General features: G+C 64.5%; 11 protein-coding genes. 7 read left to right on the top strand and 4 right to left on the bottom strand.

Annotated features, from left to right (window positions below):
- From EN914_RS14545 to EN914_RS14535, 3 genes are all read left to right on the top strand, one after another.
- Nucleotides 1-1,812 (top strand): methyl-accepting chemotaxis protein (locus tag EN914_RS14545; RefSeq protein ID WP_245497819.1); only part of this gene is annotated, 1,812 nt, incomplete at its 5' end.
- Between the two features lie 119 nt (nt 1,813-1,931).
- Complete coding sequence (locus EN914_RS14540; protein ID WP_024502029.1) at nt 1,932-3,032, top strand: hypothetical protein; 1,101 nt, start codon at nt 1,932-1,934, stop codon at nt 3,030-3,032.
- 110 nt (nt 3,033-3,142) lie between these two features.
- Complete coding sequence (locus EN914_RS14535) at nt 3,143-3,763, top strand: nucleoside triphosphate hydrolase (protein WP_013528389.1); 621 nt, start codon at nt 3,143-3,145, stop codon at nt 3,761-3,763.
- 42 nt (nt 3,764-3,805) lie between these two features.
- Here the strand turns inward: EN914_RS14535 and EN914_RS38305 are convergent, their stop codons facing one another.
- From EN914_RS38305 to EN914_RS14515, 4 genes are all read right to left on the bottom strand, one after another.
- The gene (locus EN914_RS38305) at nt 3,806-4,114 is read right to left on the bottom strand and encodes a hypothetical protein (RefSeq protein WP_164752754.1); all 309 of its coding nucleotides are present in this window, start codon (nt 4,112-4,114) and stop codon (nt 3,806-3,808) included.
- Between the two features lie 105 nt (nt 4,115-4,219).
- The gene (locus EN914_RS14525; protein ID WP_024502031.1) at nt 4,220-4,924 is read right to left on the bottom strand and encodes a glutathione S-transferase N-terminal domain-containing protein; all 705 of its coding nucleotides are present in this window, start codon (nt 4,922-4,924) and stop codon (nt 4,220-4,222) included.
- Nucleotides 4,925-5,087: 163 nt separating this feature from the next.
- On the bottom strand, nt 5,088-6,296 hold the full coding sequence (locus EN914_RS14520; protein WP_024502032.1) for a beta-ketoacyl synthase: 1,209 nt from the start codon (nt 6,294-6,296) through the stop codon (nt 5,088-5,090).
- Between the two features lie 5 nt (nt 6,297-6,301).
- On the bottom strand, nt 6,302-6,556 hold the full coding sequence (locus EN914_RS14515; protein WP_013528393.1) for an acyl carrier protein: 255 nt from the start codon (nt 6,554-6,556) through the stop codon (nt 6,302-6,304).
- A gap of 215 nt (nt 6,557-6,771) precedes the next feature.
- Here EN914_RS14515 and EN914_RS14510 point away from each other — a divergent pair, with 215 nt between their 5' ends.
- From EN914_RS14510 to EN914_RS14495, 4 genes are all read left to right on the top strand, one after another.
- The gene (locus EN914_RS14510; RefSeq protein WP_024502033.1) at nt 6,772-7,605 is read left to right on the top strand and encodes an urease accessory protein UreD; all 834 of its coding nucleotides are present in this window, start codon (nt 6,772-6,774) and stop codon (nt 7,603-7,605) included.
- A gap of 28 nt (nt 7,606-7,633) precedes the next feature.
- Nucleotides 7,634-7,936, top strand: coding sequence for an urease subunit gamma (locus tag EN914_RS14505; protein ID WP_013528395.1), 303 nt, complete (start codon nt 7,634-7,636; stop codon nt 7,934-7,936).
- A 10-nt stretch (nt 7,937-7,946) separates the two neighbouring features.
- On the top strand, nt 7,947-8,201 hold the full coding sequence (locus EN914_RS14500; protein ID WP_013528396.1) for a DUF1272 domain-containing protein: 255 nt from the start codon (nt 7,947-7,949) through the stop codon (nt 8,199-8,201).
- Between the two features lie 33 nt (nt 8,202-8,234).
- The coding region (locus EN914_RS14495; RefSeq protein ID WP_164778741.1) for a HupE/UreJ family protein at nt 8,235-8,732 on the top strand (498 nt) is incomplete at its 3' end.

The raw sequence follows: 8,732 nt of genomic DNA, 5'->3' as shown, positions 1-8,732 counted from the left end.
ACGAACATCGGGGCCGGGGGCGCTGCGCCCTCGCTTATCAGGGCATCACTCAGCCGCACCGGCAAATGGGCCGGCAGCGTCGCCTTTGTCGGGGGTGCCGTATCCGACATCCTCAATCCGCTGGCGCCGTTCGCCGCCTATGTCGCGCTGGTCGCCGCGGTGGCCGCAATCATCATCGCCATTGCCATCGTGCTCCGGCTGGTGCTGGCGGCCAAGGCGCTGCCGGCCTTGATCTTCGCCACCAGTGCGGCGGCCGTCGCCGGCGGCGTCTACGGCCTGCAGCAGCAGACCAACGCCCAGCACGGGGTGATCGCCAGCCTGGTGCCGGCCGTTGCCGGGCTGCAGCAGTCGATGGGCATCGTTACCGAGAAAGTTGCGAAGATCGAGCAGACCGTCACGCAGACGCAAAAGACGGTGGAGGCGGTCAAGCAGTCGACCGACACGGTGGCGAAAAAGACCGACGAGATCGTGTCCGTCCAGCAGCAGCAGACTGAGCAGACGGCGGAAGTGCAGAAGACCACCGACGAGGTGAAGAAGGAGACCGAGACGCTGGTCGCCGGCCAGGCGCAGCAGCAGGCCCAGACCGAGAAGCTGCAAGCGACGACCGTGCAGATCGCCGCCTCGATCGACATCATCGCCAAGGGCTTTGCCGCCTTGGCCGCGCAGGGCGGGGCGATCGCCGAGCCGAAGCGGCCGGACGAGTTCTACCACAATGCCCGCGTCTACGAGCTGTCCGGCGACATGCTGAATGCGCGGCGCTCCTACCTCGCTTTTGCCGGCTTCGACGTCGACGCCATCGACCCCTATACGCGCTTTGCCACGCTGCTTCGGGTGCAGGATGGCAAGGCCGGCGCCCGCGAGGTGTTCGGCGCGCTTGCCGACAAGGGCAAGGCGCTGTCGATCAAGCTCGTGCATATCCAGCAGTTCGACGACGCCCAGCGCCTCGACAAGCTCAACGCCTTCATATCAGCCAATCCAGATTTCGCGCCGGCCTATTTCCTGTTGGCGCAGGAGTTTTCCGAAGACCGCCTCGGCGCCCAGACGCTGGCCGACAAGCGCAACGAGGCCAAGGCGCTGACCAAGTTCACGTCCTACGAAAAGGATGGCGGGTTGCTCAAATATTTCGTCGACCAGACGCAGTTGGCCGACTGGCTGGACCGCAGCCGCAGCCGGCTGGCGGCGCTTGGCGACGTGCTCGACCCCGCCCGCTTCGTGCCTTCGCTGACGCCGATGCGCTCCAACCAGGGCTGGTCGATGACCATCTCGCTGCCCGAGCCGGCGACCGCCATCTCCTGGCGCATGGGCGACAGCGGTCCGTTCACCGACACCGGTTTCCTGGCCATGAACGACCAGACGACCGGCAAGCCGATGGCCAATCCGAGCTTCGAGATGCCCGACAGCACGGTGGCGGGGATCATTGCGATCAAATATCTCGACATCAGGGGCCGCGAGACCGGCCCGTTCGACATCCGCTTCGACCCCGAGACAGCGCTTCAGCAAGGCAACAAGCAGATCCTCGACCAGTTCTGGACCTCGTGGATCGCCTTCGATGCCAGCGGCAACCACGGCCTGGTCTATTTCACCCAGATGCTGTCCTACCGCTGCGCCATCAAACAGGTGCATTACAGCCTGAACGGCGCGGCCCTCGACAAGGAGATCAAGATGCCGCCTTGCGACAAGAAGGACCCCTACGCCATCCCCTACGACTACCAGCCCTATTTCAAGGTCGCCGACAGCGTGAAATCGATGTCGGTGCAGGTTACCTACACCGACGACACCAAGTCGCCGGTGCGGGAATACAAGCGACAGTAGCTCACCCTCCCCTTGTGGGGAAGGTGAAGGTGCGCGATGCAAAAATGCCCTGTCGCAGTGCTTGCGCAACCGCCGCCGAACGGGTTCTGTTTGTGCCTTCAGAATCGGTGACAGCGCAAATGACCATCCACACCATCAAGGCCAGAGGCATTTCGGTTTCGCTCGACCTCACGGTCGGCCACATCGCCGACATGGTCGTCGAGGGCGGTGGGCGGCAGCTGAAGCCGCTGCATCGCGCGCCCTGGGTCGATGCGAACGAGACGCTGCCGAAAGACCTGCCGGAAGGCACGGTTCGGCTGTCCGGCGATTTCCTCTGCGCGCCGTTTTCGCGCAGCGATGTCGAGGAAGCGCCGCTGCATGGCTGGACGGCCAACAGCGCCTGGGATGTCGTCGAAAGTGTCGCGACCGACGATGGCTGGCGCGCCGTCTACCGCTTGCGGCACGAGGTGATGGGCGCTTCGGTCGACAAGATCCTGACGCTGCGCGACGGCCATCCCTTCCTCTACCAGGAGCATGTATTTTCCGGCGGTCATGGTGCCATCCCGGTCGCCCATCACCCGATGACGGCCATGACCGGCGGCGGCAGGCTGGCCTTTTCGCCCAAACGTTTTGCCGCGACGCTGGACGATCCGCTGGAGCCCGATCCCGCACGCGGCCGCTTCATGCTCGCCTATCCGGCTCGCTCCACCGATCTCGGTCATTTTCCCGCCGCCGGCGGCGGCACGCTCGACCTGACGGAATACCGCATGGATGACCGCCGCGAGGATTTCATCACGCTGGTCGAAGCCGACCATGGCGGGCCGGGATGGACCGCGCTTGCACGACAGGCCGAGGACGATCTGGTGCTGGTGCTGAAGAACCCGGCCGAACTGCCAATCACCATGCTGTGGTTCAGCAATGGCGGGCGCGACTACGCCCCATGGAGCGGCCGCCACCTTGGCGTGCTCGGCATCGAGGATGGCCGCGCTGCCGTCGGCCATGCCGCCTCGATCGGCGACAACTGGCTGAAGCGCGAAGGGGTGGCGACCGCTTTTGCGCTGGGCGAACGCCAAAGCGTGTCCTTTCGCCACGTCATCGGCGTCCTGCCGCTGTCGGGCGGCGAGCCGCCGCGGGACGTCACGACGGCGGATGGCCGCATGCGGCTGCAAGCCGGTGGTTCGACGCGGGAGGTTCCCTTCGACAGCGATTTCCTGCGCATTGGCCAGCCGCTGGCCTCGTAGGTGTGATTGCGCGGCCGCAGGGTTTGAAATTTCCGTGAACTGTCGCCAAGATGTGGCCGAAATCATCATGCGGAACATGGTGGATCTGAAGCTCTGCCAGAGAGGCTCTCATGTCCGAAATCGCCCATCTCGCCGCCACCATCTTCAAGCGTGCCGGCAAGGCAAACCGCTTCATCGTCGCCATTGCCGGTCCACCGGGCGCCGGCAAGTCGACGCTGTCGGCAAGGCTGCATGAACTGCTGCCCGAAGGTGCAGCGGAGGTCGTACCGATGGACGGCTTCCACTATGACGACGCCGTGCTCGAGCGGCGCGGTCTGCGCGCGCGCAAGGGCGCGCCGGAAACCTTCGACTTTGCCGGTTTTGAGGCCTTGCTGAAGCGTATCCGTGCCGGTGAACCCGACATCGCCATTCCGGTCTTCGACCGCAGCATGGAACTGTCGCGCGCCGCAGCCTCGATCGTCGCCACAGAAACCAAGTTCATCCTGGTCGAAGGCAATTACCTGCTGCTCGACGAAGAGCCGTGGTCGCGGCTGGCGCCGCTGTTCGATTTCTCGATCTTCGTCGACGTGCCGCGCAACGAGCTCGAGCGCCGCCTGATGGAGCGCTGGCACGAGCATGGCCGCTCCGATGAAGATGCGCGCGCCTGGATCGCTTCCAACGACCTGCCCAACATCGAGCGCGTGCTCGCGCGGCGCAGTGCCGCCGATCTGGTGATCGGCCTTTCCGCTTGATTCGACGGATTGTGCAAGGGGAACCTTAAGACTTTCAGGCCGTTATCCCGACACGACAATTGTGCCAAAAGAGGGATTCGGTCCAATGGCAACCAAGGCAAAAAAGCCTGCGCCCGCCAAGGGTAAGGCGACCCAATCCAAAATCGGCGCCGGCCCGGCGATGACAGCCCGTTCAAAGGACGCCAAGCCGGCTTTCGGCAAGGCAGCGCCGAAGAAAGTGGTGCCGGCCGCAGCGAAAGCCGCGCCAAAAGCCGCAAAGCCGAAGAAGCCCGCGAGTTCCAGCGACTTCTTAGGCGGCAGTGCGATGCGCACGGCCAAGGCCACGGCCAACGTCGCTGCCGGCGCGGTCATGGTCGCCGCCCGAGGTGCTGCGTCGCTCGCTGCTTCCGTCATGGGCAAAGGCGGTTCGAAAGCCAAAGCGAAGGCGAAATAGCCGCGCTTCGGAGGCTGGTTTTGCTATCCCTTGGCCGGGATGGTCAGGCCTTTTTGCACCGCCGGCCGCGCCAGGCCGCGCTCCAGCCATATTCCCAGATGGGCGAAATCGTCAAAGCCGACGAGTTCGCGCGCTTCGTAGAATCCGATCAGGTTGCGCACCCAACCGAGCAGCGAGATGTCGGCGATGGTGTAGTCATTGCCCATGATCCACTTGCGCCCTTTCAGCCGGCCGTCGAGCACGCCGAGCAGTCGCTTTGACTCGTCGCGATAGCGCTCCAGAGGGCGTTTGTCGGCGATCTCGCGGCCAGCGAATTTGTGGAAGAAGCCGACCTGGCCGAACATCGGCCCGACCGAGGCCATCTGGAAGAACACCCACTGGATGGTCTCGTAGCGGCGCGCGCCATCAATGGGCATGAGCAGGCCGGTCTTTTCAGCAAGGTAGAGCAGGATGGCGCCGGATTCGAACAGGCCGATCGGCTGGCCGTCCGGGCCGTTGGGATCGATGATCGCCGGTATCTTGCCGTTGGGATTGAGCGACAGGAATTCCGGTGTCCAGCTTTCGTTCTGGCCGATGTTGACCCAATGCGGCTCGTAAGCAAGGCCGAGTTCCTCCAGGGCGATCGATATCTTCACCCCGTTCGGCGTTGTCGCCGAATAGAGCTGGAGCTGGTCCGGATGCTTGGCCGGCCAACGCGTTGCGATCGGAAAGGCGGACAGGTCTGCCATGGAAACTCCTGGATGAGGATTCGCGCCGAGCGGCGCGGTTTTGGCGGGTCGGCCAAGGATTAGACGCGGCGCACGGCACGATCAATATGGCGGCGAAGGGTTTCATCGTGCACGGACAGTCAACGGAATGGCCGGCCTGGGGCAGATCCGCCTGCCCCTTAGATCAGACAGCCTTGAAGGCCAGCACGGCATTGGTGCCGCCGAACGCGAAGCCGTTGCTGATCGCGGCGCGCACCTTGCGCTCGCGCGGCACATTCGGCGTGACGTCGAGGTCGCAATCGGGATCGGCCTCACGAAAATTGGCCGTCGGCGGCACGATGCCTTCGCGGATCGCCATCACGCAGGCGATCATCTCCAGCGCACCCGATGCGCCGAGGCAATGGGCGTGCATCGACTTGGTCGACGACACCGAAAGCTTGTAGGCATGGTCGCCGAAGACGCGCTTGATCGCTGCCGTCTCGATCTGGTCGTTGGCCTTGGTGCCGGTGCCATGGGCATTGAGGTAGTCGACATCCTCGGGATTGAAACCGGCATCGGCGAGGCAGGCGCGCATGGCCGCCGTCGGCCCTTCGACGGTCGGAGCGACAATGTCGGAGGCGTCGGCGGAAAGGCCGGCGCCGGCGACCTCGGCAAGGATGGTGGCGCCGCGCGCCATGGCGTGCTCGTACGTTTCCAGGACCGCCATGCCGGCGCCCTCGCCGAGCGACAGTCCCTGGCGGTCGGCCGAGAATGGCCGGCAGGTGTCGGGCGCCAGCACGCGCAATGCTTCCCAGCCCTTCAGGATGCCCCAGACCAGCGGCGCGTCGGTGCCGCCGGCGACCATCACATCGGCGCGGCCAAGCCTGATCTGATCGACGGCCGAGGCGATGGCGTGGTTGGATGAGGAACAGGCCGAGGTGACGCCGAAGACCGGGCCGCGCAAGCCCAGATTCATGCTGACATGGCCGGAGGCAGCACTTGGCATGACCTTTGGCACGGTGAAGATACCGGCGCGGTTCTTGCCCTCGACCAGGATGGCGCGATAGCTCTCTTCGATCGCCTCCCAGCCGCAGACGCCGACACCGACGACGGTGCCCATCCGATAGGTGGTGGCTTCATTCGAAGCCAGGCCGGCCTGCTGCATGGCTTCCCTGGCTGCGATCGTCGCCAGCAGGCTGAAGCGGTCCATCGACACGGTCTGCTTGCGGTCGATGCCGTGATCGGGAAGCGTCTTGATTTCGCAGCCGACCTTGACCTTCAGATCATGCAGTTGGGGACTTGTGATCTGGCCGATGGCCGAGCGGCCGGCGCGCATCTCGTTCCAGATCGCGGGCGCGCTGGTGCCGAGCCCGCAAATGCCGCCCATGCCGGTGATGACAACGCGCTGCCGCATTCAGTTCAGGCTTTTTTCGCGATCAGCGCGCGCACAGCTTCGACCATGTCGCCGACGTTCTTCAGATTGCTCCAGGCGTCGACCGTGTTCATCTCGATCTCGATGCCATACTCTTCCTCAAGATCGAAGATAATCTCCGTCAGCTCGAGCGAATGGATGCCAAGCGAGGTCAATTCGGTGGTGGTGGTGATTTCTTCGCCGCCCGGCTCGGCATGAGCCTTGATCTTCGCGATGATATCCGTTGCCAGCTGGTCGGCCATTCGGTTCCTTCCCCACTATCTCGCGTTTCCCGACGCCGACTGAGCAGCGCCCCTTTTTCTCCTGGTATCAAGCCGCCGTCGTCGTTTAATACCCCCGCCAAGCGCAGCATGACCGTACCAAGGTGGTTCCCTCTATAGAAACCGAAACGTTGTCAAGCAACAAGCTATATCGAACTCCATATCGACAAAGCCGCCGGAGTGCTTAACGTGCAGGCATGGATATGGGCGAACATGGCGGGATTTCGACGCAGCGCGTTGCGGGCGTGGCGCGGCTTTCCTGCGCGCTCAGCGAGGGCCGCACGCGCCTGCGGCGCCTCTATCAGGACGGCGCCGCCAAGATAAGAATGCCGGCCGTCTCGGCCGATCCGCTCGAAGCGGTGCTGATCAACACCGCCGGCGGAATGACGGGCGGCGACCGTATCGCCTGGGACGTGGATGTCGGCGCGGCCGCTTCGGCATCGATCACCACGCAGGCCTGCGAGAAGATCTACCGGGCGTCATCCGACCATGCCGAAGTGCGGGTCAATTTGTCGGTCGGGGAAAACGGTCGCATCGCCTGGCTGCCGCAGGAAACCATCGTCTTCGACAGGGCGGCCTTTGCCCGTACGCTCAATGTCGAGCTTGCCGTCGGCGCCGAGGCGCTGGTGCTGGAAGCCGCCGTCTTCGGCCGCCTGGCGATGGGCGAACGCGCCACGCAGGGCAACTTCCATGACCGCTGGCGTGTGCGTCAGGATGGCGCCCTCGTTCATGCCGAGGATTTCCGCATCGGACCCGATATCGCCGCAACGCTCGATCGCCCGGCGGTTGCCGGCGGCGCGATCGCGGTGGCGACATTGCTTCTGGTATCGCCACGCGCCGAAGCCCTGCTCGATCCGGTTCTGGAGATCGTCGGCGACCAGGGCAGCGCCAGCGCCTGGCGCGTGAAGAAATCTGGCAAGCTTCTTGCGAGGCTCTACGCCGGGGATGGCTACCGGCTGCGCCAGCGGCTGGTTCCACTCGTCGAATTGCTCAACGGAAGGGCGGGGTTGCCCAAATTATGGTCACTATAGGCCTGCCTCTACCAATCCAGGGAAACGCATGAACCTGACGCCGAGGGAAAAGGACAAGCTGCTGATCGCCATGGCGGCGATGGTGGCGCGCAAGCGGCTCGAACGCGGCGTCAAGCTCAACCATCCGGAAGCGATTGCGCTGATCACCGATTTCGTCGTCGAAGGCGCCCGCGACGGCCGTCCGGTCGCCGAACTGATGGAAGCCGGCGCTCATGTCGTCAGCCGCGCGCAAGTCATGGAAGGCATCGCCGAGATGATCCATGACGTGCAGGTCGAGGCGACGTTTCCCGACGGCACCAAGCTGGTGACCGTGCACGAACCGATCCGTTGAGGAGGACAGGATGCTGGAGCTGCGTCCCAACTGCGAATGCTGCGACAAGGACCTGCCGCCCGAGGCGACGGATGCGCTGATCTGCACCTTCGAGTGCACCTTTTGCGCCGGATGCGTGGAACAGGTGTTGGGCGGCATCTGCCCCAATTGCGGCGGTGGTTTTTCGGCGCGGCCGATCCGCCCGGCAGCGATGCTGAAGAAATATCCGGCGTCAGCCAAACGCGTTCTCAAGGCCGAAGGCTGCGGCCCCCGCAAGGCGGCGTGAACACCAGACCGAGCAAAACGAAAGGCAAACAGAATGATATCCGCCAAACGCCTCTGCCTGTCGGCGATCCTGCTGCTGGCCGCCGCCCTGCCGGCCTATGCCCATGTCGGCCTGGGTACCACCTCCTCCTTCACGGCCGGCTTCATGCACCCGCTCTCCGGCCTCGATCACATGACGGTGATGATCGCGGTCGGGCTGTGGGCGGCGCTCAAGGGCGGCAAGGCGGTTCTTGCCTGGCCGGCTGCCTTTGTCGGCGTCATGGTGGTCGGCGGCGCGCTGGGCATGCTGCATATGCCGCTGCCCTTCGTCGAACCGGGCATACTGGCATCGGTCGTGACACTCGGACTGCTGGTGGCGCTGGCGATCGATCTGCCGGTCTCGGCCGGCGTCGCCATCATCGGCCTGTTCGCACTTTTCCACGGCCACGCGCATGGCACCGAGGTGCCGGAGAATGCCGGCGGGCTTGAATACATGGCCGGCTTTGCCATCGCCACGCCGTTGCTGCATGCCACCGGCATCGCCACCGGTCTC

It is taken from the genome of Mesorhizobium sp. M7A.F.Ca.CA.001.08.2.1 (assembly GCF_003998455.1).
Classification (GTDB): domain Bacteria; phylum Pseudomonadota; class Alphaproteobacteria; order Rhizobiales; family Rhizobiaceae; genus Mesorhizobium; species Mesorhizobium ciceri.
Note: the sequence above shows the minus strand (reverse complement) of the source record. Positions and strands in the feature narration are given on the sequence as shown.